Source organism: Pseudomonas sp. FP1154 (assembly GCF_030687245.1).
Classification (GTDB): domain Bacteria; phylum Pseudomonadota; class Gammaproteobacteria; order Pseudomonadales; family Pseudomonadaceae; genus Aquipseudomonas; species Aquipseudomonas rhizophila.
This window is the reverse complement of sequence record NZ_CP117465.1, coordinates 4271779-4295271: the sequence shown is the minus strand read 5'-3', so window position 1 is coordinate 4295271 and position 23493 is coordinate 4271779. Positions and strand designations below refer to the sequence as shown.

Here is a 23493-nt window from a genome sequence, read left to right as displayed (position 1 = left end):
TGGCCTTTGTCGTTTTCGGATGAGGGAATTGCAATCAGCAACCCATTTAGATGCAAAAACGCGACACGGAAATGTCGTGTATCGGATAGTTCGCCCTGTAACAGTGCGTTATTCGCACTAATTCGTTAGGCTAGCCGCCATTTTTGCGACTGTGGCTCACAAGGACGCGGTGCGCTAAACGGGTTGGTCTTATACGGATCGGCAGCATTTCCCTCCACCCTCAAGGGAAGTCCCTCTCTAAATTCCGATTCAGCAGTGTGGTTTCCTTAAAATGAAAGTGTTGAAAGGCCAGGACATCCTGGCGCTTGGTTTCATGACCTTTGCCCTGTTCGTCGGGGCTGGCAACATCATCTTCCCGCCGATTGTCGGTTTGCAGTCCGGGCCCCATGTCTGGATGGCGGCGCTGGGCTTTCTGGTCACGGCGGTCGGGCTACCGGTCATCACCGTCGTTGCGCTGGCCAAGGTCGGTGGGGCGATGGATGCCTTGAGCAGTCCTATCGGCAAGGTGGCCGGTGGCCTGCTGGCGGCTGTGTGCTACCTGGCCGTCGGGCCGCTGTTCGCCACTCCGCGCACCGCCACAGTCTCCTTCGAAGTCGGGCTGGCGCCGTTGACCGGTGAAAGCCCGCTGGCGCTGTTTCTCTACAGTGCGGTGTATTTCCTGCTGGTGTTCTTCATCTCGCTCTATCCCGGTCGCTTGCTGGACACCGTCGGGCGATTCCTTGCCCCGCTGAAAATCATCGCCCTGGCCGTGCTGGGCATTGCCGCGTTTGCCTTGCCCGCCGGCGATATCGGCGTGGCGACACCGCAATACGTGGCCGCGCCATTCTCCCAAGGGTTCATCAACGGTTACCTGACCATGGATACCCTGGGCGCATTGGTGTTTGGCATCGTCATCGTCAATGCGATCCGTTCCCGGGGCGTTGAATCGCCTGCCTTGATCACCCGCTACGCCATCATCGCCGGGCTGATCGCCGGGGTCGGGCTGGCGCTGGTCTATGTCAGTCTGTTCCGCCTGGGGTCTGGCAGCCATGAAGTGGCTGCGGGCGCGACAAACGGCGCGGCTGTGCTGCATGCCTATGTGCAACACACGTTCGGCAGCCTGGGCAGCGGTTTCCTCGCAGTGCTGATTTCCCTGGCGTGCCTGGTCACTGCAGTTGGCCTGACGTGTGCCTGTGCCGAGTACTTCAGCCGTGTCTTGCCGCTGTCGTACAAAACATTGGTGGTCATCCTGGCGGCGTTTTCGCTGCTGGTGTCGAACCTCGGACTGACCAAGCTGATCGCTTTCTCGATCCCGGTCCTGACCGCGATTTACCCACCGTGCATTGCCTTGGTGGCCCTGAGCTTCTGCAAGGACTTCTGGCATGAGCAGGGGCGCATTGTCGGCCCGGTCATGCTGGTGTCGTTCCTGTTCGGCCTGATCGATGCGCTTAAAGGCGCCGGACTGGCGGATTGGATGCCGACGCAAATGGCCCACCTGCCATTGAGCGAGCAGGGCCTGGCCTGGCTCGTGCCGTCGGTGATGACCCTGGCGGTTGCGTTGGTGTGTGATCGTCTGCTGGGCAAGCGCAGCGAAGCCTTGGCCTGAGTTGCCGCGGCCTGCCACGAGTGGGCCCACCGGTAAAAAACCAATGCCCCGTATCCATCGATACGGGGCATTAATGAGATGGTCACCCCCACACCCTGCGAGGGCTACGCTTTCGCAGGGTGTTTTGTTTTCGGAGGCCATCATTATGAGCGAGTCAGCGCTGATCGGGATCGATCTCGGTAAACACAGTTTCCACCTGCACGGCCAAGACAAATTGGGCCGAGAGGTGTTTCGCAAGAAGTTCTCGCGTCAACAGATGATGACGCTCTTCGGCAATCTGCCGGCCTGTACCGTGGTGATGGAAGCTTGTGCCGGGGCGCATTTCGTCGCTCGCCAGCTGATGGCCATGGGGCATGAAGCCAAACTGATTTCCCCGCAATTCGTCCGCCCCTTCGTCAAAGGCAACAAAAATGACTTCGTGGATGCCGAAGCCATTTGCGAGGCGGCTTCGCGTCCATCGATGCGCTTCGTTTCGCCTAAAACCGAGGCACAGCAGACGCTTTCCGTTCTGCATCGCCTGCGCGAGTCGCTGGTACGCGATCGCACCAAAACCGCCAATCAAATGCATGGTTTCCTACTGGAGTTCGGCATCAGCCTGCCCAAGGGCCTGGCGATCATGAAGCGGTTGGCGAGTATTTTGGCTGAGCATGAGTTGCCCGTTCGGTTGACAGTGCTGTTACAGCGCTTGCATGAGCATTTCTGTTATCTGGATGAACAGATCAAGGCGCTGGATAAAGAGCTGGCAAGCCAACTGGCCGACGATGATCTCGGCAGCCGCTTGCTGAGCTTGCCGTGTGTCGGGCCGATCACCGCCAGCCTGCTGGCTGTAGAGATGGGGGACGGCAGGCAGTACCGATGCAGCCGTGACTTCGCCGCCTCCGTGGGCTTGGTGCCCAGGCAGTACAGCACCGGCGGCAGGGCTAATTTGCTGGGTATCAGCAAGCGCGGCGACAAGCACCTCAGGCAGTTGCTGGTTCAATGTGCTCGGGTCTATATGCAGAGGCTAGAACACCAGAAAGGGGCTCTGGCCGACTGGGTGCGCTCATTGCTTGGGCGACGACACTCGAACGTGGTGGCCTGCGCCCTGGCTAACAAGCTGGCGCGGATCGCGTGGGCGCTAGCGGCTCACCATACGCAATATGAAGCAGGGCCAGACGCGCTGAACGCCTGACCCTGCGGTTGTTGCAGTACCACGAATCACCCTTCAGGTTTTGCGATAGCTGAACAACGGATGACGTGAACGGCCCACCGGCCTGACGAAGAACCTGACATAAAAATCGGCTTCAGAAGCCGCGGCATTTTTCAGGATCGTCAGGCGCGACTCTCATCGTGGCGCGGGGCATGCCCTGGATCGACGCCGGATAGATTTAAGCAAGCCAACCACTTCACCCATTAATCAGTATTGCAAAAATGGGGGTGACCATAGATTTTTATGGCGCGAGTGCAGTGTCTTTTTCCTTGGACTAACGTCGAAGCATTGTCTTGAAAGGCTTGTGCCGGCCCTGTGGACTGAGCAAGGTCAATCGCAAGCTGCTCCATGTTCTTCGTCAGATAAGGAATTACATGTCATTCATCCAAGCCAATCTGATCCATCTTCTGGCCGCGGTCTGGTTCGTCGTCTGCTGGGGCGGCTACACCCGTTATGCGTCGTTGAAAGCTCGCGATACGGCCTGTCTGGCCAGCGTCATGCACTTGTATCGCGAAGACTGGATGCGCCGCATGTTGCTGCGCGAAAACCGTATCGCCGACGCCAGCGTGATCGGCAACCTGGAGCGCAACGCGTCCTTCTTCGCCTCCAGCACGCTGATCATCCTGGCGGGCATCCTGACGGTGCTTGGGGCGTCCGATCGTGCGGTGTCGTTGTTGGCCGACTTGCCGATGGTGCAGCAGGCGTCCCAAGGCATGTCCGAGGCCAAGTTGCTGTGCCTGGCGCTGGTGTTTGTGTATGCCTTCTTCACCTTCAGCTGGTGCATGCGCCAATACAACTTCGCAGCGGTTCTGGTGGGGTCGGCGCCGATGATCGGTGAGCGACATGTAACGGCGCAGGAGCGCAAGGCCTTCGCGCTCAGGGCGGCGCGGGTGATCTCCATGGCGGCCAACCAGTTCAATTTTGGCCTGCGCGCTTATTATTTCGGCATGACCATGTTGGCGTGGTTCGTCAGCCCCTGGTTGTTCATGTTGATGAGTGCAGGCGTGGTGTTGGTGCTGTACCGCCGGGAGTTTCACTCCGACGTGCTGCAGGTCATGGTTTACACCCCCACCGAGGCGCCATTGCCTGATGTAGGCAAGGACCCGGCCTGACAGAACGGTTACTACCAAATCGCAGACAAAAGAAAACCCGCGCTAGGCGGGTTTCTTTATATGCCCAAACCGTATTAGTTGGTTGCCGGTGCGGTGGCGGGCGCTGTTGCAGGTGCTTGTTCCTGTGTAGCAGCTTCGTTCGATTCGGCCTGATCTTTGGCGGCTTCGGCGTTTTCTTTCGCTGCGTCGTTCACTTTATCCTGTGCTTCGCTCATTTTTTCCTGAGCTTGCTCAGCGTGTTCGTTGGCATCTTGAGCTTTGTCCTCGGATTTTTTATCGCAGGCAGCGAGACCGAGGGAGGCGGCCAACATCAAGGCAATAGCTAAAGTCTTACGCATGGGGTGTTTCTCCTTATGGAAATAACTACTGGCCTTTTGAACGCCCCCCCTTGGATTAAGTTCCTCTTTTGCTACAGATATATAACTTTGTATGGGAACGGAACTTTACAGGGCATGCTTGTTACCGCGACTGCTCATTAATAAAGGCGTTAAATCCAATGGCGCAAGACCCCGTTTTTGAGCGTGCGACACGCTTTCTGTCCGCACTGCGACATTGTCAGGTGCTGGGCTTGAAGTTGCACAGTGCCAGTCCCGAGGGGCTGACTGTGATCCTGCCTTACAGCCCCCAGATCGTCGGCAACCCCCTTACGGGCATCATCCATGGTGGCGCGTTGACGTCGTTGATGGACACGGCGTGTGGCATGTCGACGTTGTGTGTGTTGCCGCAGTTCGAGGTCTGTCCGACTTTGGACCTGCGCATCGACTACATGCACGCCGCTGAACCGAACAAGGATGTCTATGGCTTTGCCCAATGCTATCGGGTCACTCAGGACGTGATCTTCAGCCGTGGATTTGCCTATCAGGACGACCCCGAACAACCCATCGCCCATGTGGTGGGCACCTTCATGCGCCTGGGCCAGCACGCCAAGGGAATCAAAAGGGGTGGCCCGCTGGCTGCCGTAGACAAACCATGAGCGATATCACTCAGGAACAACTGCGCCAAGCCTGCGAGCGGGGCGACTACGCGCTGCTGCTGGCCTCGATTCCTTATGCGCGGTTGATCGGCGTGGAATGCTCGCGTCAGGGCGAGGAGCTGCTGTTTCGCCTGCCGGCCAACAAGGACAACATTGGTAACCCTTTATTGCCGGCCATCCACGGCGGCGTCATCGCCGGTTTCATGGAGTTGTCGGCCGCGGTGTATCTGTTGATTGCCACCCGTGCGACGGGCGTGCCGAAAATCATCGATTTCTCCCTGGATTACCTGCGCGCCGGGCAGTTTCGCGACACTTTCGCCAGATGTCAGGTCTGGCGGCAGGGGCGCCGGGTAGCCAATGTTGCGATCACCGCCTGGCAGGATCTTGAGGCCGAACCCATTGCCACCGCCCGGGCGCATTTCAAGATTCAGGAGTCTTCAAAAGCGCATAGCCCTTGAAATCATCAGCGTTGCCCCCACCTTGAGGACATCCCGCCGCCAATCTCAGCGAGGCGGACACCACCATCCACTTGGAGTTTGATGACCATGAGCGTGGAAACTCAAAAGGAAACCCTGGGCTTCCAGACCGAGGTGAAGCAACTGCTGCACCTGATGATTCACTCGCTGTATTCGAATAAGGAAATTTTCCTTCGCGAGCTGATTTCGAACGCCTCTGACGCTGTCGACAAATTACGTTTCGAAGCGCTGTCTAAGCCAGAGTTGCTGGAAGGCGGCGCCGAACTGAAAATCCGCGTGAGCTTCGACAAGGACGCCAAGACCGTCACCCTCGAAGACAACGGCATCGGCATGAGCCGCGAAGAGGTGATCACTCACCTGGGCACCATCGCCAAGTCCGGCACCGCCGATTTCATGAAGAACCTCTCCGGCGACCAGAAAAAAGACTCCCACCTCATCGGCCAGTTCGGTGTCGGTTTCTATTCCGCGTTCATCGTCGCTGATCAGGTCGAAGTGTTCAGCCGCCGTGCCGGCCTCGCTGCGAGCGAAGGTGTGCATTGGTCGTCCAAGGGCGAGGGCGAGTTTGAAGTCGCCACCGTCGACAAGGCTGATCGCGGTACCCGCATTGTGCTGCACCTCAAGTCCGGTGAAGACGAGTTCGCCGATGGCTGGCGCCTGCGCAACATCATCAAGAAGTACTCCGACCATATCGCGTTGCCGATCGAGCTGCCGAAGGAAGTCGCCGCTGCCGAAGGCGAAGAAAAGCCCGAAGTGGAATGGGAAACCGTCAACCGCGCCAGTGCCCTGTGGACCCGTCCGCGCACTGAGGTGAAGGACGAGGAATACCAGGAGTTCTACAAGCACGTTGCACATGATTACGAGAACCCGCTGAGCTGGAGCCACAACAAGGTCGAAGGCAAGCTGGAGTACAACTCACTGTTGTACGTGCCGGCCCGTGCGCCGTTCGACCTGTACCAGCGCGAAGCACCACGCGGCTTGAAGCTGTACGTGCAGCGTGTATTCGTGATGGACCAGGCCGAATCGTTCCTGCCGCTGTACCTGCGTTTCATCAAGGGCGTGGTCGATTCCAATGACCTGTCCCTGAACGTTTCGCGGGAAATCCTGCAGAAAGACCCGATCATTGACTCCATGAAGTCGGCGCTGACCAAGCGTGTTCTGGACATGCTGGAAAAACTGGCGAAAAACGAGCCCGAGCAGTACAAGAGCTTCTGGAAGAACTTCGGCCAGGTGATGAAGGAAGGCCCTGCCGAGGACTTCGCGAACAAAGAAAAAATCGCTGGCCTGCTGCGCTTTGCTTCGACCCAGGGTGATGATGGCGAACAGATCGTTGGCCTGGCCGATTACCTGGCCCGCGCCAAGGAAGGTCAGGACAAGATCTACTACCTGACCGGTGAAACTTATGCACAGGTCAAGAACAGTCCGCACCTGGAAGTCTTCCGCAAGAAAGGCATCGAAGTGCTGCTGCTGACCGACCGCATCGACGAATGGCTGATGAGCTACCTCAGCGAGTTCGACGGCAAGAGCTTTGTCGACGTGGCCCGTGGTGATCTGGACCTGGGTAACCTGGACTCGGAAGAAGACAAGAAAGCCGCCGAAGAAGTCGCCAAGAGCAAGGAAGGCCTGGTTGAGCGGATCAAGACTGCCCTGGGCGATGCCGTCAGCGAAGTGCGGGTTTCTCACCGCCTGACGGACTCCCCGGCGATCCTGGCCATCGGTGAACAGGACCTGGGCCTGCAGATGCGGCAGATCCTTGAAGCCAGCGGCCAGAAAGTCCCGGACTCCAAGCCGATCTTCGAATTCAACCCGGCTCACCCGCTGGTGGATAAGCTCGACAACGAGCAGAGCGAAGAGCGCTTCGGCGACCTGTCGCACATCCTGTTCGATCAGGCCGCCCTGGCGGCGGGTGACAGCCTGAAGGACCCGGCGGCCTATGTGCGCCGCCTGAACAAGCTGTTGGTTGAACTGTCAGCTTAATCAAGTGCAGGAAAAACCCGCTTCGGCGGGTTTTTTCATTTCTGGTGTTCCGTTTCAAGAGGAGTCCGTCATGAGTCAGGTTACGGTTAGTTCGCTGGAGTATCAGATCGATGGTCGAACCTATGAGGGCCGCCTGGCCTTCGACGTTAGCCAGCAGGGCTCGCGCCCGGGTTTGCTGATGGCGCCCAATTGGATGGGCGTAGGGGCGGGGGCCGAGGAAATCGCCAGGTCGGTGGCGGCCAACGGCTATGTTGTGTTGATCGCCGATCTTTACGGCCAGGACGTGCGCCCGACCAATGCCGATGAAGCCGGGGCTGCGATGATGCCGCTCAAGAATGATCGTGCCTTGTTGCGCAAGCGCATGCAGGCGGCATTCGAGCAACTGCAAAGTCAGGGTGAGGCGCAGGTCGATGCGTCGAGACTTGCTACGTTCGGTTTCTGCTTTGGCGGCTGCTGCTCCCTGGAGCTAGCACGCACAGGCGCACCGTTGAAGGCCGCTATTTCGTTCCATGGCACCCTGGACACACCCAATCCGGCGGATGCGCAGAACATCAAGGGGGCGGTGCTGGTCATGCATGGCGCCTCGGACCCATTGGTGCCCAAGGAGCAACTGCCGGCTTTCGAAGACGAAATGAACGCCGCCGGGGTGGATTGGCAACTGCTGAGCTACGGTGGTGCGGTGCATTCGTTCACCGATCCACAGGCCAATGTCCCGGGCAAGATGATGTACGACGCCAAGGTTGCCGCACGGGCGTTCAGGTCGATGCATAATTTGCTGGATGAAGTGCTCAGGGGCTGAGATCGGGCCTGGTGCTGAATAGGCTGTCGCCTGCCAGACTGCTATCGCGAGCAGGCTCGCTCCCACATTTGACCGAGGTGTTCGCGCCATTTGCGAATGGCAACGATCCAGTGTGGGAGCGAGCCTGCTCGCGATGGCGGCCTGTCAGACACCGCTGAATTCAGGGCAATTCGATCCGCTCACTTTCCCCCGGCACGGTCGGCCAGTCCCCGGCCGCCCAACGCTGGCGGGCTTCGTCTATTCGCGCCGGATCGCTGGAGACGAAATTCCAGTTGATCCGACGTGGCCCATCCAGCGGCGCGCCGCCGAACAGCACCGCATGGCAGTCGCTGTCGGCGAACAGTGTCATTTGTTCCCCGGCCGGGAGCACCACCAACGAGTGGCGCTCCAGCGGTTCACCGTCCAGCTGCGCCTCGCCGCTGAGCACATACAGTGCCCGCTCTTCATGCTCGGTGGGAATCAGCAGGGTCGTTGCGGTTTGCAGGTTCAGTTCGGCGTACAGGGTCGGGGACAGCGTCGGCACCGGTGATTCCAGGCAAAAACCCGACCCGGCGATCATCCGGATCTTTACCCCCAGGTTATCGCTGACCGGCAGGGTGTGCGCCGGATGATGGCTGTAGTGTCCAGGCCCCTGTTCGTGGGATTGGGGCGAGGCCAACCAGACTTGCAAGCCGTGCATGACGAAGTCGCTGCCCAGCAGTGATTCGGGCGTGCGCTCGACATGGGCGATGGCGCTGCCCGCGGTCATCCAGCTGACGTCCCCGGCGTCCACCACTTGATCGGAGCCAAGGCTGTCCTTGTGCTGGAGCTGCCCTTCGAACAGATAGGTGAGGGTCGACAACCCGATATGGGGATGCTGACGAATGTTCATGCCTTGACCGGCTTTGTAGGAGGTTTGCAGCATGTGGTCGAAAAAAACGAACGGTCCGACGCTGCGACACTTGGCGGACGGCAGCGGGCGAAGAATCGGCTGGCCTTCCACATCTTCTGCGCGTGGGCGAATGGTCAGGGGCGTGATCATGATGTCTTCCAGGTTGAGCAACGGATGGGCAAAGCATAACCCGCCGTGACAACTGACGGCACATGCGCCGTGAACCCGGACGCGACGGTCGGGGTCTATCCTGTTCATAACTTTCTGGAGTCCGCCCGTGCCCATGACCCGTCTGATCTTCGCCTGGCTGCTGGCCGTTTCGAGCAGTGGCGTCATGGCCCGCGAATATGCCTACAGCGATGCACACCTGCATTACGTCGATTTCTTTCAGGAAACCGCCGGCATGCCCGAGTTACTGAAGGCGATGGCCGACAATCGCATCGAGCATGTGATGATTTCAGGCATACCGGTGGCCAAGAAATGGCATGAGGATGAGCCCAAGCGCCCGCGTTACTACGCCGGTGACGATGCGGACGCCTATTGGTACAGCGCCACCGATGTGATTGTCGCGGCGGCGGTGAGCAAGTTGACCGCTGAACAGCGCCAGCACTTTCATCCTTTTTTGTCCGGTTTCAACCCCAACGACAAAAACTCCGCCATGCACATCCAGCGCATGCTCGATCTGTATCCGGGTTTGTGGCAAGGCATTGGTGAGGTGTTCACCCGCCATGACGACCTGACGGCACTGACGTCGGGGGACACCCCGCGGGCCAACAACGAGGCCATGACGCGGATCTATCACCTGGCGGCGGAGAACGATCTGCCGGTGCTGCTGCACTCCAACATCACCTCCAAGCGTGAGAAAAACGCGCTGTATTTGCCGGAAATTGAAGAGCCGTTGCGCAACCATCCCCACACGCGGTTCATTTGGGCCCATGCCGGCACCAGCATGGAGATCCATCGTCACCAGACGCGGCTGGATTTTCTGTTGCCGACACTGACCCGGATGCTGGAGACCTATCCGAACCTGTACATCGACCTGTCCTGGAGCGTGCTCACGCCTTACCTGCTGGACGAGGCGGGCAAACCCCGCGAGGCGTGGCTCAAGCTGGTGGAGCGCTTCCCGGAGCGTTTTATGTTGGGGTCGGATGTAGTGGGGCGTTTCGACAATGTCGGTAAGGAATTACGCAGCTTCGATCCGTTCCTGGATGCGTTGCCGGAAGAGGTGGCGAAGAACGTAGCTCGGGATAATTTCCTGGCGGTGTTGTGTGGGAGCAAGGCTTGCCCGCAATGAAGGTATTGCAATTTCGCAATTGAGGGCGCCTGCAGCGCGAGCAAGCTTTGCTCCCACAGAAGCTCTCAGTGCACAAGGTGACCATCGCCTTGTCATCAGCCTGTCACCGCCGCGTCATACCCTCGCGCTCATCACAATCAAGGAGCGCACTATGCACCTCACCCGTTCAAGCGCACTGGTCGCGCTGTTGTCGGTCTGCGGCCTGGCCCAGGCGGAAGTCCGTGTCGAAGGCCCGGTGGAGTACGGTATCTTCGAAGGGCCCCAAGCCGAACTGCAATCAGGGGAGCGGGTTCTGCGCCGCAGCAACGAGCAGATCCGGCAGACTGAAAGTGTACCGGCCAAGCTGGGCACCAAGTTCGGTCTGCGCTACCGCTTGGCGGACAAGGTGGCTGACGACCAGCCATTGACCTTGTTGTATTTCACCCCAGGCATTCGCACCCCCGATGGCGTGCGCCACGATAAATTCGAAGTCACCCAGAAACTGGTGCCCGGTGCACCGCAGGATGTGATGGCCTACGAGTTCACCGAAAGCCACGAAGTGGTGCCGGGGGAGTGGCGGTTCATGGTGTTCCAGGGCGATCGATTGCTGGCGCAGCAACGGTTTGTCGTGCGCTGAATCTGTGAGAGCGAGCCTGCTCGCGATAGCAATCTGTCAGCCAACATAGATGTTGAATGTCAGGGCCTCATCGCGAGCAGGCTCGCTCCCACAAGGGAATTATCCACAGGGAATGTGGTGTGCAGAGCAGACAAAAAAAACGCCCCGAACCAGTCGGGGCGTTTTTGTGTGTGGCGTTGCGGCGGGGCTTACTTGCCCTGCCAGCGCTTCAATACCAGGGTGGCGTTGGTGCCGCCGAAGCCGAAGCTGTTGCTCATCACGGTGTCGATCTTGGCGTCTTCGCGAGTCTTGGTCAGGATCGGCAGGTCGGCCACTTCCGGGTCCAGTTCGTCGATATTGGCCGAGCCGGCGATGAAGTTGCCTTCCATCATCAACATGCAGTAGATCGCTTCGTGAACGCCTGCGGCGCCCAGGGAGTGACCCGACAGGCTCTTGGTGGAGCTGATGGCCGGGGCGTTGGCACCGAACACTTCGCGCACGCCTTTCATTTCCGCGACGTCACCGACCGGGGTCGAAGTGCCGTGGGTGTTCAGGTAGTCGATGGGCGTGTCGACGGTGGACATGGCCATCTGCATGCAGCGGATGGCGCCTTCGCCGCTTGGAGCGACCATGTCATAGCCATCGGAAGTGGCGCCGTAGCCGACGATTTCCGCGTAGATTTTCGCGCCACGGGCCAGAGCGTGTTCCAGCTCCTCGACCACCACCATGCCGCCGCCGCCAGCGATGACGAAGCCGTCACGGTCGGCATCGTAGGCGCGGGAAGCTTTTTCCGGGGTGTCGTTGCGCTTGCTGGACAGGGCGCCCATGGCGTCGAACAGGAACGACTGGCTCCAGTGTTCTTCTTCACCACCGCCGGCGAACACGACGTCCTGCTTGCCCATCTGGATCTGCTCCATGGCGTTGCCGATGCAGTGCGCACTGGTGGCGCAGGCAGAGGCGATGGAGTAGTTCAGGCCCTTGATCTTGAACGGCGTGGCCAGGCAGGCGGAAACGGTGCTGCTCATGGTCCGAGTGACGCGGTACGGGCCGACGCGCTTGACGCCTTTTTCGCGCAGGATGTCCAGCGCTTCCATCTGGTTCAAGGTCGAGGCACCACCGGAACCGGCGATCAGGCCGGTGCGCGGGTTGGACACCTGCTCTTCGGTCAGGCCGGAGTCAGCGATGGCGTCCTTCATGGCCAGGTAGGCGTAAGCCGCCGCATGGCCGACGAAACGGTAGATCTTGCGATCGATCAGCTCTTCGAGGGGAAGGTCAATGGAGCCGGAAACCTGGCTACGCAGACCCATTTCGGCATATTCCGGATTGAACCGGATGCCAGGGCGACTTGCACGCAGGTTAGCGGAGACGGTCTCTTTGTCATTGCCCAGGCACGAAACGATGCCCAGACCAGTGATAACGACGCGGCGCATGCGGATAACCCTTAGAAGTTGTCAGTGGAGGTGAAAACGCCGACCCGAAGGCCTTCGGCGGTGTAGATCTCGCGACCATCCACAGCCACTGAACCATCGGCAATGGCCATGTTCAGCTTGCCCTTGAGGACGCGTTTGATATGAATGTTATAGGTAATCTTCTTCGCGCTCGGCAGAACCTGACCGAAGAACTTCACTTCGCCCGAACCCAGGGCGCGACCGCGGCCCGGCAGGCCTTGCCAACCGAGGAAGAAACCGACCAATTGCCACATGGCATCCAGGCCCAGGCAGCCCGGCATCACCGGATCACCTTCGAAGTGGCAGGCGAAAAACCACAGGTCAGGAGTGATGTCCAGCTCGGCGACCAATTCACCTTTGCCGTACTTGCCACCCTCTTCGCTGATATGGGTGATGCGATCCACCATCAGCATGTTCGGGGCGGGCAGTTGCGCGTTACCTGGGCCGAACAGCTCACCGCGACTGCAGCGCAGCAGGTCTTCCCGAGTAAAGGCGTTTTGTTTGGTCATGCGAGCTCCTCAATAGTCCCATGCGGCAGGGTGGGGCAAATCTTCCCGGCCGATCGAAGCGTTCATGCCTCGAATCGACAGCCTACTCATAGACTATTGCGTTGTAGTGAAAGTCACAGCACACGGGAAATGAATGTACACCTGTGCACTGAAATTTTTATTCAAGCCCCAATCGGGACTTGTTCGGGTGGTTAAGACTGCCGCACTTTCGCCTTTCACGCCAGTCGCAGATGGTCGAAACGCCTGCACTAACGCACCCAGCGCTGCAGAATTTGCTGCAGGTCAGCTCTTTTGAACGGTTTGGCCAGGTAATCGTTCATGCCCGCCGCGAGACAGGCTTCGCGATCGCCCTGTAGCGCATTGGCCGTCAGAGCGATGATGGGCACCTCGCCGCAGCCGGGTAACTGGCGGATCTGTCGCGTGGCTTCGTAGCCATCGATGATGGGCAACCGGCAATCCATCAGAATCGCCTCGAAAATCAGACTTTCGGCACTGCGGATGGCTTGGGCGCCGTCGGCGGCGATGCTGACGGTGAAGCCCAGGCTGCGCAGCATGGCTTCGATCACGGTCTGGTTCACCGGATTGTCTTCTACCAGCAGCACGTTGCGGCCCTCGCCATGACCGCTGCCGATGCCGTCGGGGAGCTTTGGCGCCAGGGCTATCGGTGCCTTTTTCGACAGGGCCAGAGGGATCTCCAGGGTAAACACCGACCCCTGGCCTTCTTCGCTCTGGGCGCGCAATGTGCCCCCCATGCGCTCAGCCAGGGTGCGGGCAATCGGCAGCCCCAGGCCGGTGCCACCGTAGCGCCGGGAAATCGAACTGTCGGCTTGCTGGAAGGCATCGAACATGCGCTCCAGGCTTTCGGTCGCGATCCCGATGCCACTGTCGCGCACCGTGCAGGTAAACCACAGGAGTTCGTGATCCAGTGCCTGCCACTGGCATTGCACGGTGACGCGGCCTTGTTCGGTGAATTTCAGGGCATTGCCGATCAGGTTGACCAGGATCTGCCGGATCCGCGTCGGGTCGCCTTGCACCTGCAAGGGCTGCATGTCATCAGGGATCAGCAGGTCCAGGCCCAGCTTGCGTTGCGCGGCGCTGTGCTGGAACGACTGGGCGCAACTGGCGACCAGCTCCGCCAGATTGAACGGGATGTGTTCCAGTTCCAGGGCCGAGCGTTCGATGCGCGAGAAGTCGAGGATGTCGTTGATGACTTTCAGCAGGTGCTCGGTGGATTCGCTGGCCAGCGCCGTGTACTCGAATTGCTCCTCCGTCATTTCGGTGGTTTCCAGCAGTTGCAGCATGCCCAGTACACCGTTCATGGGGGTGCGCAGTTCATGGCTCATCATCGCCAGGAATTCGGACTTGGCGCTGTTGGCCTTCTCCGCTTCTTCCCGGGTTTTGATCAACTGCGCCATGGCCTGGTGCTGTTCACGGCTGGCTTGCTCGAGACCGTCGGCCAGATTGTTGATATGCCGCGACAAGGCCCCCAGTTCGGCATCGTCGACGATGGGCAGCGGCGTGCCGTAGTCGCCTTGCTGGATCGCCATGACTGCGTTGCCGATGTCGCGGATCGGCCGGGACAGGTTGGACGCCAGGCGACGCGCCACCAGGAAGGTGAACAGCAGGGCGAACAGCGCCAGGATCGCGGCCTTGAGGAGGATTTCCTGCTGCCGCTGGCTGAAGGCGTCACTGGACATGCCGACGATCACCCGGCCCAGGTAATCCTCATCGGGCGCCTCGATGGTCATGCTGTTGCCTTGCAGGAAATCATTGTTCAAGGCAATGCGCTGCAAGCGAACCGGCGCCTGGAAAACTTCGATCTGCTGGGAATGCTTGCGGCCTTGCGCGGGCTGCTCGACATACACCACAACCCGGTCCGTGCTGTCTTGCACCTCCAGAAAACGCACATGAGGCGTGGCCAGGGTGGCAGTGAGCAGATTTTCCAGCACCTCGTTATTGCCCGATATCACCCCATATTCCGTGGCCGGGGCCAGTTGGTTGGCGATCAACTGCCCGGTGTGGTTGAGTTCCTGGCGCAGGTCCTGGATTCGCACGAAGGTAAAGAAGCTGATCAACAGCACCGTCAGCAGCAAGGCCGGGCCGAGGGCGATAAGCTGGGTGCGGGTATTGATGTCCCAGCGGCGACGCAAGGTCATGGGCGTTGTTCTCCTTCGGCCAGCTGTGCAGCGACGGATTCGGCGTCAATCGGCTCGATCCCCAGTGAGCGGGCGACCTGCTGGTTGCTCAGGACTTTGAAGCGGGCCGGATACAGGGTGCGGGGCCAGGTGGCGGCGGGGCGGTCCAGCAAATCGTCGAGAATTGCCAGCCAGTCCTCCTGGTCGCTGTAGGTGCTGGCCAGGCTGCCGGCCTTGACGAAAGCGGCGTTGGGCCCGATCAGCGCACGTTGCCGGGCGTAGCTGCTGAGCAACAGATTCTTTACCGTCTTGGGGTTGTACAGATCGGGGTCGTCGAGCCCCAGCAGCACATCGCTGCGGCCCAACAGCTTTTGCAGAGGGCGACTGTCACTGGTGTCGTCCCAGCGTTCACTCACGATCTCCAGCCCCAACGGCGTCGCTGCCTGGCGGATTTCCTTGAGCAGGAACTCGCTATGCCCGTCGAACAGCACGCCGACCCTGCGCATTTGCGGAAGGATCGCGCTAATCAGGCGCAATTGCCGCGTCAGCGGCGGATCGCTCCACAACAGGCTCAGGTGATCGGGCGTTGTCTCGCCCAGGCGGTCCCTGGCTTGTTGGCGGCTGATTCGCAGTACCAGGGTGGCGGGCCCGTGGGTTTCCTGCAGGCGCCAGTCAAGGCTGGGCAGGTCAAGCAAGATCAGGCGGACATTGCGGGGCAGTTTGCCGGGCGCCGGCAGGCTGGCCAGCGGAGTAAAGCTGACGTTGTCCTCGGGGCGCAGGGCCTTCAGGGCCTGGGTGAATGACTGAGCGCCAGGGCTGTTATGGGCACCGGTCAATAGAATGTCGGCGGCGCGGGCCTCGATCGTTGCCAGCCAGCCTGCAAACACCAGGCACAGCGCCAGCGGCAGGCGGCCACGAAAGGGCGTCTTGCGCGATTGACCCCGGAACATCTAGAACGACAACTCCGCAGTGAAATACAGGACGTGACGGGAGTCGTAGTGGTTGTCGACAAACGTAGTGGGCTGGTTGTCGAGACGCTGCTGCAGGATGCCCGCCAGTTCCAGGTTGGCCTTGCCCAAAGAAATGCGTTTGGCCAGGCGGGTGTCGACTCGTTCAAAGCGATAGCCGTTAAGGTCGTCGGCGCCATAATAGAACACCGCACTGTTCCAGCCTCGGCCCCAGTCTCGCAGCCAGCCGGCCGAACCGCTATTGCGGGCGGTCGGCTGTTCGTCGAGGGCATTGCTGGCCAGCGCATCGACGTAGGCATAGGTCAGGCGCAGGCGGTCGGCGCTGGTGATGCGCCAGTCGAACTGGGTTTCGGCCCCGGAAAACTGTGATTCATTGGCGTTGCTGGCAATGTACTGATTGTTGCGCAGGGGTTCGCTGATCATGCCGGTGATTTCGTCATGGAACAGCTTCACATCGACGCTCAGCCCCAGGTTCATGAAATAACCGTTGTAGCCCAGTTCCCGGGAGCGCATGTGCTCCTGGTCCAGGTTTCCCGGCCCTCGGGTCTGGACAAAATAACGGGCACTGCTCTGGCCGAAGGCGGTGGGCTTGAGGTTGGTGACCTGATAACTCCAATTGACATTGTTCTCGAACATGTCCGGCGAGCGCACCGCCTCGGAGTACACCGCCCGCAGGCCATGGCGTGGCGTGATCAGGTAGTTGACCGCCACCCGCGGCGTCAGCGAGCTGCCGGTCAGGTGGGTGTCTTCGAACATCGCACCGCCCTGTACCAGCCAATGTTCGCTGGCCCGCCACTCCAGTTGGCCGAACAGGCGCCAAGTGGTGTCGTCCAGCGTGCCGTTGAAGTACGTCTCGGAGTCGGCCCGGTCGTAGCGATAGTTTGCCCCGGTGACCAGTCGCAGGCTGTCGGACAGGCTCAGGGTGTCCTGGATTTCCAGGTCGTAGCGCGACTCACGGGCGCTCTGGTCGATATCGCCGCACAGGGTTTGCGAGGCGCCGTTGCGCCATTGATCGAGCACCTGATTGGCCAGCGCCTGTTCTTGCGGGGTGCCGGGCGGCGCACCGGTGCCGGTGAAGCTGGGAATATTGCGCGCCAGCTTCTCGGCGTAGTTAGGGTTGAGCAACCACAGATCGGTCAACTGCGGGCTGAAGGAGACCTCGGCATCGCAGGCGCGCCAGGTCTGCTGGCGATCCCAATGCTGGAGCGAGCCTTGTACATAAAGGCTGTGGTTGGGGTTCAGGTCCAGGTTCCAGCGCAGCGAACCGGCGTAGTCCTTGGCGACGACATCGGAGTTATCCCCGGCGGCCGTAATCCCGGCGAACACTGGACGGTAGGTATAAGGCCGCTGATTGGTCCCGTCCTTGGCGTTCAGTTGCCAGTCGATGCTCTGCTGTTCGTTCAGGGTCTGGCTGACGGACAGGTTGAAACGGTTCAAGCGTCGACTGTCGCGGTAATCGGCGCCGGTGCGGTTGCTGTCAAAGCCGTCGTCTTCCTGGCCGGACAGTGACAGCCGCAGGTCACCGCTCTCCCAACCGCTGCCCTGGCTGGCGTACCAGTCGCTGATGCCACGCTGGCCTCGGGTGATTTTCAGGCGGGTGCCGTGGCTGTCGGCCGGAGCGCGGGTGATGATATTGACCACCGCCATCAGTGCATTGGCGCCGTAGCTGACGGTGTTGGGGCCGCGGAAAACTTCGATCCGCTCGATGTCTTCCATGGCCACTGGAATATCGCTCCAGTCCACCGTGGCCAGGCCGGCGCGATACACCGAACGGCCATCGATCAGCACCTGCATGCGCCGCGCTTCGGTGGCGTTGGTGCCGTGGTAGTTCACGGCGGCCTGGTTCCCGCTGATATTGCCGACCATCATGCCCGGCACCAGGCGCAGCAGTTCGCTGATGTCCCGGGCGCCACTGGCCTTGATCAATTCGCTGTCCAGCACGGTCATGCTGCCGGGGACCGCCGCCGGCGATTGTTTCAGGCGCGTGGCCGTCAACACTTGGGGCAGGGGCTGACTGTCGACGAACAAGTCGTCGGCCAGCACTGGCGGGCTGATGAACAGCGCCAACACGAGCGACGAACCTGAACGGGAAGGGCCAACGAACACGGCACAGCCTTTGATTAGGGAAAGGATGGCCGGCATGTTAACCGAGGTGAGCGACTTTTCCATTCACGTTGACAGCATTTTCCTAGGAATTGATGGTCAGCTTCCTACAACTGCCGGTAATTGTAGTCGGGGCTGGTCGCGGTGTGGCCGCTCCGTATAATGCCCGGCATTGCCACTTGGTATGGATGAACGGATTGCATATGACTGAACAGCGCCCGATTGCGGTCCTGGGGGGTGGGAGTTTCGGTACCGCCGTGGCCAATCTGCTGGCCGAGAACGGCCACCCGGTGCGCCAATGGATGCGTGACCCGGAGCAGGCCGAGGCCATCCGGGTCAATCGCGAGAACCCGCGTTACCTCAAGGGCATCAAGATCCGCCCTGAAGTTGAACCGGTGACTGATTTGCAGGCCACCTTGCAGGACTGCGACCTGTTTTTCGTCGCCTTGCCGTCCAGCGCCCTGCGCTCGGTCCTGGCGCCCCATGCCGAACGCTTGAGCGGCAAATTGCTGGTGAGCCTGACCAAGGGGATCGAAGCCCAGACCTTCAAGCTGATGAGCGAGATTCTCGAAGAAATCGCCCCAAAGGCTCGAATCGGTGTGATTTCCGGGCCGAACCTGGCGCGCGAGATCGCCGAGCATGCGCTGACCGCCACCGTGGTCGCCAGTGAAGACGAAGAACTGTGCCAGCGGGTCCAGGCCGCGCTGCATGGGCGAACCTTCCGGGTCTACGCCAGTGCCGACCGTTTCGGTGTGGAACTGGGCGGGGCGCTGAAGAACGTCTATGCCATCATCGCCGGCATGGCGGTGGCGCTGGGCATGGGGGAGAACACCAAAAGCATGCTGATTACCCGGGCGCTGGCGGAAATGACCCGTTTTGCCGTCAGCCAGGGTGCCAATCCGATGACCTTCCTGGGGTTGGCCGGGGTCGGCGATTTGATCGTCACCTGTTCCTCGCCTAAAAGCCGCAACTACCAGGTCGGTTTCGCCCTCGGTCAGGGGTTGAGCCTGGACGAGGCTGTGTCGCGCCTGGGTGAAGTGGCCGAAGGAGTGAATACGCTCAAGGTGCTCAAGGCCAAGTCTCAGGAGTCCGGGGTCTACATGCCACTGGTCGCGGGGCTGCATGCGATTCTGTTCGAAGGGCGCACGCTGGAGCAGGTGATCGAACTGTTGATGCGCGGCGAGCCCAAGACCGACGTCGATTTCATTTCCACCAGTGGCTTCAACTGAGCCTCTATTGATCAGAAGCGGGAGCAAACCATGAGCGATCCAAAAGAGCAGGCCCGATACGAGTCCATCCTGCTGCGTGTGTTGTGGATGGTGATTTATCTGCTGGTCTGGCAGGTGGCGCAGTTCATCCTGGGCGCGGTGGTATTGGTGCAACTGATCTACCGGCTGATCTATGGCGCGCCCAGTGCCAGCCTGATGAACTTTGGTGACAGCCTGAGCCAGTTCCTGGCGCAGATCGGCCGTTTCGGCACCTTCCACAGCGACCAGAAACCCTGGCCATTCGCTGACTGGCCCACCCCGCGCACGCCGGAAGGTGAAGCGCCGCACGTGGTGGCGCCGGCTCCGCATCCGGTCCGGGACGAGGAGCCCAAGCTATGAAATTGTGGGTATTGCGTCATGGGGAAGCCGAGCCATACGGTGCCCGTCCCGACCCTGAGCGGGCGCTGACCGCTCACGGTCGCGAAGAAGCACTGCGCAGTGCCGCCGCGCTGATCGGCCAGCCGCTGAGCGCCATTTATGCCAGCCCGTACCTGCGCGCCCAACAGACCGCCCAACTGGTGCGCGAAGCCTTGGGCTTCGCGCCTGAGTTGATCACTGTTGATTGGCTCACGCCGGAAACCCGCCCGCAAAAAGTCCTGGAACAGCTGGTTGATCAGGGCGACGTGCTGCTGGTCAGTCATAACCCGCTGGTGGGCAGCCTGCTGGGCTTTCTGCAACACGGTCACCTGCAACAACCCGAACAGGTTAAAACGGCTGGCCTGGCCGAGCTGGAGGGTGACCTGCCGCTGGCCGGGGCGATGCAGCTCAAGGGCATTCAGCATCCCTGAGAGGTCTCTGGTCGCAGGGTTGAGCACAACAAAAAACATAAAGGAAGGACAACGATGAGTCTGTGGCGCACCACCCCCAACATCGAGCAACTGAACGCCGCCGGTAAAAACACCATCAGCGAAGTGCTGGACATTCGTTTCGAATCTTTCGACGACGAGTCCCTGACCGCCAGCATGGTGGTCGATCACCGCACCCACCAGCCATTCGGCCTGTTGCATGGCGGTGCATCGGTGGTGCTGGCTGAAACGGTCGGGTCCATGGCGGCCTATCTGTGCGTGGACACCAGCAAGTTCTATTGCGTGGGCCTGGAGATCAATGCCAACCACTTGCGCGCTGTGCGCAGCGGTCGGGTGACGGCCACGGCCCGGATGGTCCATCTGGGCCGCACCACCCAGGTCTGGGATATCCGCCTGACCAACGACGAAGGCAAAGTCAACTGCGTGTCGCGCCTGACCATGGCCGTGGTGCCGCTGGGTGAACAGCCGCCGGCGCGTTGACGCTCTAGCTGGACGCAATCCTGCGGTGAGGGATCTTCTGTGGGAGTAAGGCTTGCCCACGATGGTGTCGACGCGCAACACCTGATCCACCCCAGCGCCTGCATCGCGGGCAAGCCTTGCTCCCACACGTCTCCTTCGCCACATGGGGCAGTGCTTACAGCTAGATAGCCTCATAGCCCAAGCCCGACTGTCATCATTGCTGTCAGTTACGGTCATTGCCGCGCCACCGGGATGTGCGGACAATCGGTTCCAGTTTCCCCATGGATCCACTGTCATGTCGCAACAGGTGTTTTTCGCCCACGCCAATGGTTTTCCCTCGGCCACTTACGGCAAGCTGTTCGCCGCGTTGGCGCCGCAGTACGAGGTCGCGCATCTGGAATTGCACGGCCATGACCCGCGTTTTCCGGCAGACGATAACTGGCACAACCTGGTGGACGAGCTCATTCATCACCTGGAACAACAACCTGAACCGGTGTGGGGCGTCGGCCATTCCCTGGGTGGCGTTCTGCATCTGCATGCCGCATTGCGCTGTCCACAGTTATATCGTGGCGTGGTAATGCTCGATTCGCCGGTGCTGACCCGCGCCGATCAGTGGGTGATCCTGGCCGCCAAGCGCCTGGGGTTCATCGATCGTCTGACTCCAGCGGGACGGACGTTGGGCCGGCGTGAAGAGTTCGCTGACCTGGAGTCGGCCCGGCAGTATTTTTCCGCCAAGACGCTGTTCCGCGGGTTTGACCCGGAATGCTTCGACGCCTACCTGCAACATGGCTTGCAGCAAGTCGGCGACCGCTTGCGGCTGCGCTTCGATCCGGCCACGGAGATCAGCATTTACCGCGGCGTGCCGCACACCAGTCCCGGCCGGGCCCGTATGCTCAAAGTGCCGCTGGCGGTGGTGCGCGGTCGGCAGAGTCGCGTGGTGATGCGCCATCACACCCGTTCGGTGGGTCGAATGCCCCATGGTGAATCCCTGAGCATGCCCGGCGGCCACATGTTTCCCCTGGAACGTCCGCAGGACACGGCCAGGTTGCTCAAGGATCTCTTTCAGCGCTGGGAAGGGCGCAGCTTATGAGTGGGGTTGAAGAAGTCCGTCTGAGCCTGCCCCACATTGAACTGGCGGCCCACCTGTTCGGGCCGGAGGATGGCCGGCCGGTCATCGCCTTGCACGGTTGGCTGGACAATGCGAACAGCTTCGCCCGGCTGGCTCCACGGCTTGAGGGCCTGCGGGTCATTGCACTGGACATGGCCGGTCACGGTCACTCCGGGCATCGCCCACCCGGTGCTGGCTATGCCCTGTGGGACTATGCCCATGATGTGCTGCAAGTCGCCGAACAACTGGGCCTGGCGCGTTTCGCCCTGCTGGGGCATTCCATGGGCGCCATCGTCTCGCTGGTGCTCGCCGGAGCCTTGCCCGACCGGGTCACGCACCTGGGGCTGATCGACGGGGTGATCCCTCCCACGGACAAAGGCGACAACGCCGCCGAGCGCATGGGCATGGCCCTGCAGGCGCAGCTGGATTTGCAACAAAAACGAAAACCGGTCTACAAAACCCTCGACCGGGCCATTGAGGCCCGCATGAAAGGCCTGGTGGCGGTCAGTCGCGAAGCCGCCGAATTGCTGGCCCAGCGCGGCCTGATGCCGGTGCCGGGAGGGTACACCTGGCGCACCGACAATCGCCTGACCTTGCCATCGCCGCTTCGCCTGACCGATGAGCAGGCCATGGCCTTCGTGGCGCGGGTCGCTTGCCCCGCGCATCTGGTGGTGGCTGCTGACGGCATGCTTGCCCGACACCCCGAGTTGCTGGAGCGTCTACCCTTCAGTCATGAACGGTTGCCCGGCGGTCATCATTTGCACCTGAACGACGAGGCTGGCGCCGCGCTTGTAGCAGACTGTTTCAATCGGTTCTTCACCGTTTCTTGACTTGCGCCTGGCAACTGTCGAGGCTGGGCGGGTTGAAAAAGGGAGACAACCATGACAGATCTCTGTTTAGCGGCCTCGCAGTGCATCGATGACACCGGCCTCACCCCAGAGACCCAGGCCATGCCGATCCGATGAAATTATCCATTCATTCACTCGCCTTGCTTACGCTGGCCTGCTTCAGCCCGGCATCGTTTGCCGCCGATGTTCCCGGCAGCCGGGACCTGGAGCGGGTGCCCCGCATGCCCGACGCGCAAATTGTCGATTACCGGCAAACCACTGACCTGGAACGAATTTATCCCCTGGGTTCGATCCGCAAGATCAGCGGCCAGTTGCGCTTCGATGGGCAGGTCGATGCCCGTGGCAACACCACGTCGGTGACTTACGAACTTCCGCCGGAACACTCCGCCATCCAGGCCTTTACCGCTGCCCGCGAAGCCTTGCAGAAGCAGGACGCGCAACTGTTGTTCTGGTGCCAGGCTCGTGATTGCGGCGAAAGCAGCCTGTGGGCCAACGAAGTGTTCGGCAATGCCAAGCTCTATGGTGCCGATAACGGTCAGTCTTATCTGCTGCTGCGCCTGGCGCCGCCCGCGGATAACACACTGATTGCGCTGTATGGCATTACTCGCGGCAATCGTAAGGCTTACCTGCATGTCGAGCAGTTCGAGGCAAACGCCTCGCTGGGGAACCTGCTGCCCACATCGGCCACGCTGTTGCGCCAGCTCAAGGACACCGGCGTGCTGGACTTGCCGCGTCTGGTCGGCGAACCGGACGAAACCTGGTTGCGCCTGCTATCCCGGGCGCTGAACCTGGACACGGGTCTTCGAGTCACTGTCGCCGGACCCCAGGCCGAGGCCTGGCGGCAAGCATTGATCGATCAGGGTGTCCGGGCGGCGCGAATGGAGGCCGCCAGGGGCGATGCGGCGGGCCTGCATCTTGAGCTGTTGCGTTAAGCTGTTTCGGGTGACGTGCTTCACGCCGTCAGCCCGGCCCT

23 protein-coding genes are annotated in these 23493 nt (G+C 60.7%); 16 read left to right on the top strand and 7 right to left on the bottom strand.

Annotated features, from left to right (window positions below; genetic code table 11):
- The first annotated feature begins 271 nt into the window (after positions 1-271).
- The 3 genes from brnQ to PSH91_RS19250 all read left to right on the top strand — a co-directional run bounded on the left by brnQ (position 272) and on the right by PSH91_RS19250 (position 3886).
- Positions 272-1585 (top strand): branched-chain amino acid transport system II carrier protein, encoded by a 1314-nt coding sequence (gene brnQ / locus PSH91_RS19260; RefSeq protein ID WP_047230485.1) that lies wholly within the window; start codon positions 272-274, stop codon positions 1583-1585.
- Positions 1586-1730: 145 nt separating this feature from the next.
- Entirely contained in the window at positions 1731-2756 is a 1026-nt protein-coding gene (locus PSH91_RS19255) for an IS110 family transposase (protein WP_047230568.1), read from the top strand.
- Positions 2757-3148: 392 nt separating this feature from the next.
- A complete protein-coding gene (locus PSH91_RS19250) occupies positions 3149-3886 on the top strand; it encodes a DUF599 domain-containing protein (RefSeq protein ID WP_047230329.1) in 738 nt (245 codons plus the stop codon).
- 74 nt (positions 3887-3960) lie between these two features.
- Here PSH91_RS19250 and PSH91_RS19245 read toward each other — a convergent pair whose 3' ends face one another.
- Positions 3961-4224, bottom strand: a complete 264-nt coding sequence (locus PSH91_RS19245) for a hypothetical protein (RefSeq protein WP_047230330.1) — start codon at positions 4222-4224, stop codon at positions 3961-3963.
- 158 nt (positions 4225-4382) lie between these two features.
- On the opposite strand from PSH91_RS19245, the gene PSH91_RS19240 reads away from it, so the two are divergent.
- From PSH91_RS19240 to PSH91_RS19225, 4 genes are all read left to right on the top strand, one after another.
- Positions 4383-4859 (top strand): PaaI family thioesterase, encoded by a 477-nt coding sequence (locus PSH91_RS19240; RefSeq protein ID WP_047230331.1) that lies wholly within the window; start codon positions 4383-4385, stop codon positions 4857-4859.
- Positions 4856-5317: a PaaI family thioesterase gene (locus tag PSH91_RS19235; RefSeq protein WP_107322000.1), complete on the top strand. Its 462-nt coding sequence runs from the start codon at positions 4856-4858 to the stop codon at positions 5315-5317. The genes PSH91_RS19240 and PSH91_RS19235 overlap by 4 nt, the downstream gene beginning before the upstream one ends.
- 87 nt (positions 5318-5404) lie before the next feature.
- A complete protein-coding gene (gene htpG, locus PSH91_RS19230; RefSeq protein ID WP_047230356.1) occupies positions 5405-7309 on the top strand; it encodes a molecular chaperone HtpG in 1905 nt (634 codons plus the stop codon).
- A 70-nt stretch (positions 7310-7379) separates the two neighbouring features.
- Positions 7380-8108, top strand: coding sequence for a dienelactone hydrolase family protein (locus PSH91_RS19225; RefSeq protein WP_047230333.1), 729 nt, complete (start codon positions 7380-7382; stop codon positions 8106-8108).
- 160 nt (positions 8109-8268) lie between these two features.
- On the opposite strand, the gene PSH91_RS19220 is transcribed toward PSH91_RS19225, so the two are convergent.
- Positions 8269-9129, bottom strand: a complete 861-nt coding sequence (locus PSH91_RS19220; protein ID WP_305468565.1) for a pirin family protein — start codon at positions 9127-9129, stop codon at positions 8269-8271.
- Positions 9130-9262: 133 nt separating this feature from the next.
- On the opposite strand from PSH91_RS19220, the gene PSH91_RS19215 reads away from it, so the two are divergent.
- Both PSH91_RS19215 and PSH91_RS19210 read left to right on the top strand, forming a co-directional pair.
- On the top strand, positions 9263-10273 hold the full coding sequence (locus PSH91_RS19215) for an amidohydrolase family protein (RefSeq protein WP_047230335.1): 1011 nt from the start codon (positions 9263-9265) through the stop codon (positions 10271-10273).
- A 151-nt stretch (positions 10274-10424) separates the two neighbouring features.
- Positions 10425-10889, top strand: a complete 465-nt coding sequence (locus PSH91_RS19210; protein WP_047230336.1) for a DUF3859 domain-containing protein — start codon at positions 10425-10427, stop codon at positions 10887-10889.
- A gap of 188 nt (positions 10890-11077) precedes the next feature.
- Here the strand turns inward: PSH91_RS19210 and fabB are convergent, their stop codons facing one another.
- The 5 genes from fabB to PSH91_RS19185 all read right to left on the bottom strand — a co-directional run bounded on the left by fabB (position 11078) and on the right by PSH91_RS19185 (position 18070).
- Positions 11078-12298: a beta-ketoacyl-ACP synthase I gene (gene fabB, locus PSH91_RS19205; RefSeq protein WP_047230337.1), complete on the bottom strand. Its 1221-nt coding sequence runs from the start codon at positions 12296-12298 to the stop codon at positions 11078-11080.
- 11 nt (positions 12299-12309) lie between these two features.
- Entirely contained in the window at positions 12310-12825 is a 516-nt protein-coding gene (fabA, locus tag PSH91_RS19200; RefSeq protein ID WP_047230338.1) for a 3-hydroxyacyl-[acyl-carrier-protein] dehydratase FabA, read from the bottom strand.
- A gap of 248 nt (positions 12826-13073) precedes the next feature.
- On the bottom strand, positions 13074-14981 hold the full coding sequence (locus PSH91_RS19195; RefSeq protein WP_076383815.1) for an ATP-binding protein: 1908 nt from the start codon (positions 14979-14981) through the stop codon (positions 13074-13076).
- Positions 14978-15910: an ABC transporter substrate-binding protein gene (locus PSH91_RS19190; protein ID WP_281459940.1), complete on the bottom strand. Its 933-nt coding sequence runs from the start codon at positions 15908-15910 to the stop codon at positions 14978-14980. Before PSH91_RS19190 ends, PSH91_RS19195 begins: the two co-directional genes overlap by 4 nt.
- Entirely contained in the window at positions 15911-18070 is a 2160-nt protein-coding gene (locus tag PSH91_RS19185; RefSeq protein ID WP_230682659.1) for a TonB-dependent siderophore receptor, read from the bottom strand.
- 164 nt (positions 18071-18234) lie between these two features.
- Between PSH91_RS19185 and PSH91_RS19180 the strand changes: the two genes are divergently transcribed.
- The 7 genes from PSH91_RS19180 to PSH91_RS19150 all read left to right on the top strand — a co-directional run bounded on the left by PSH91_RS19180 (position 18235) and on the right by PSH91_RS19150 (position 23452).
- Positions 18235-19260, top strand: a complete 1026-nt coding sequence (locus PSH91_RS19180; RefSeq protein ID WP_047230341.1) for an NAD(P)H-dependent glycerol-3-phosphate dehydrogenase — start codon at positions 18235-18237, stop codon at positions 19258-19260.
- A gap of 30 nt (positions 19261-19290) precedes the next feature.
- Positions 19291-19638, top strand: coding sequence for a DUF4389 domain-containing protein (locus tag PSH91_RS19175; protein ID WP_047230342.1), 348 nt, complete (start codon positions 19291-19293; stop codon positions 19636-19638).
- Entirely contained in the window at positions 19635-20087 is a 453-nt protein-coding gene (gene sixA, locus PSH91_RS19170; RefSeq protein ID WP_047230343.1) for a phosphohistidine phosphatase SixA, read from the top strand. Before PSH91_RS19175 ends, sixA begins: the two co-directional genes overlap by 4 nt.
- A gap of 54 nt (positions 20088-20141) precedes the next feature.
- On the top strand, positions 20142-20585 hold the full coding sequence (locus PSH91_RS19165; protein WP_047230344.1) for a hotdog fold thioesterase: 444 nt from the start codon (positions 20142-20144) through the stop codon (positions 20583-20585).
- Positions 20586-20859: 274 nt separating this feature from the next.
- The gene (locus PSH91_RS19160; protein ID WP_047230345.1) at positions 20860-21654 is read left to right on the top strand and encodes an alpha/beta fold hydrolase; all 795 of its coding nucleotides are present in this window, start codon (positions 20860-20862) and stop codon (positions 21652-21654) included.
- Positions 21651-22502 (top strand): alpha/beta hydrolase, encoded by an 852-nt coding sequence (locus tag PSH91_RS19155; RefSeq protein WP_047230346.1) that lies wholly within the window; start codon positions 21651-21653, stop codon positions 22500-22502. Before PSH91_RS19160 ends, PSH91_RS19155 begins: the two co-directional genes overlap by 4 nt.
- A gap of 143 nt (positions 22503-22645) precedes the next feature.
- Positions 22646-23452: a DUF4892 domain-containing protein gene (locus PSH91_RS19150; protein WP_047230358.1), complete on the top strand. Its 807-nt coding sequence runs from the start codon at positions 22646-22648 to the stop codon at positions 23450-23452.
- Positions 23453-23493: the final 41 nt, after the last annotated feature.